The organism is Gordonia desulfuricans NBRC 100010 (assembly GCF_001485495.1).
In the GTDB taxonomy this organism is placed as follows: domain Bacteria; phylum Actinomycetota; class Actinomycetes; order Mycobacteriales; family Mycobacteriaceae; genus Gordonia; species Gordonia desulfuricans.
Genome location: NZ_BCNF01000221.1, coordinates 1 through 1,483, shown reverse-complemented (window position 1 = coordinate 1,483; position 1,483 = coordinate 1). Strand labels below are relative to the sequence as shown.

Here is a 1,483-nt window from a genome sequence, read left to right as displayed (position 1 = left end):
GCTGCCGCCCCGGCGGCGCCGGAGCCGAAGCCCGCCCCCGACGCCCCGACCCGGATGCAGGCGACCCGTCCGTCGCCGGTCGGGCCGCCCGACGTCATCGGAACCCCGAACTCGCCCACCGCGACGCGCGTCATGGTGCTCGGCGCCGGTGAACTCGGCAAGGAACTGGTCATCGCATTCCAGCGCCTCGGCGTCGAGGTGATCGCGGTGGACCGGTACGAGGGGGCGCCGGGACAGCAGGTGGCCCACCACGCCGAGGTCGTCGACATGACCGACGCGGATGCGATCCTCGCCCTGGTCGACAAGTACCGACCGAACTATGTGGTGCCGGAGATCGAGGCGATCGCCACCGAGGCCCTGCAGGTGGTGGAACGACGCGGCCAGGCCGAGGTCATCCCGACCGCCGCAGCGGTGATGGCCACGATGAACCGTGAGGGCATCCGGCGGCTCGCCGACGAGGAACTCGGTCTGCCGACCTCGCCGTACCTGTTCGCCGGCTCGCTCGAAGAGATGACCATCGCGGTCAAGCAGATCGGCTACCCGTGTGTGGTGAAGCCGGTGATGTCGTCGTCGGGCAAGGGCCAGACGGTGATCAAGAGCGCCGACGACATCACCGCCGCATGGGAGTGCGCGACCACCGGTGGCCGCGTCGCCACCGATCGGGTGATCATCGAGGGCTGGGTCGAATTCGACTTCGAGATCACCCTGCTGACCGTGCGCGCGATCGACCCCGCGACCGGTCGGATCACCTCCCATTTCTGTGCGCCGATCGGACACAAGCAGGTCGGCGGCGACTACGTGGAGAGCTGGCAGCCGCACGAGATGAGCCCCGACGCACTCGGCGCGGCCACCTCGATCGCGGCCCGGATCGCCACCGCCATGGGCGACGGAAAGCTCGGCGGCCGTGGGATCTTCGGCGTGGAACTGTTCGTCAAGGGCGACGACGTGTACTTCTCCGAGGTCAGTCCGCGACCACACGACACCGGCCTGGTCACGATGGCCACCCAGCGGCTCAGCGAGTTCGAGATGCATGCCCGCGCGATCCTCGGACTGCCGGTCGACGTCACCCTCGCCTCACCCGGTGCGTCGGCGGTGATCTACGGCCAGCTCGACGAGAAGGCGATCGGCTTCACCGACGTCGCACAGGCACTCATGGTGCCCGAGACCGACATTCGGCTCTTCGGCAAGCCGGAGAGCTTCCACCGGCGCCGCATGGGCGTGGTCACCGCCACCGCCGACGACGTCGCCACCGCCCGTGAACGTGCGGTGCGGGCGGCCTCGATCGTCACCCCGGTCAGCGGTCGCGAGGCCAAACACGGTGCGCCCGCACCGGTTCCGCCGGTCATGCCCACCCGTCCGCCGATCCCGCCCGCCGGTCCGCAGGGCATCGGAGCGCCCGGTCCGCAGGGCCCCGGACCGCACGGTCCGGGTTGGCCCGCGCCGGGACCGCGTGGTGCACAACAGCCTCCGCGTCCTCCGGTGG

1 protein-coding gene is annotated in these 1,483 nt (G+C 70.6%); it reads left to right on the top strand.

Annotated features, from left to right (window positions below):
• Nucleotides 1–54: 54 nt before the first annotated feature.
• The coding region (gene purT / locus GD1_RS23955; RefSeq protein WP_083534698.1) for a formate-dependent phosphoribosylglycinamide formyltransferase at nucleotides 55–1,483 on the top strand (1,429 nt) is incomplete at its 3' end.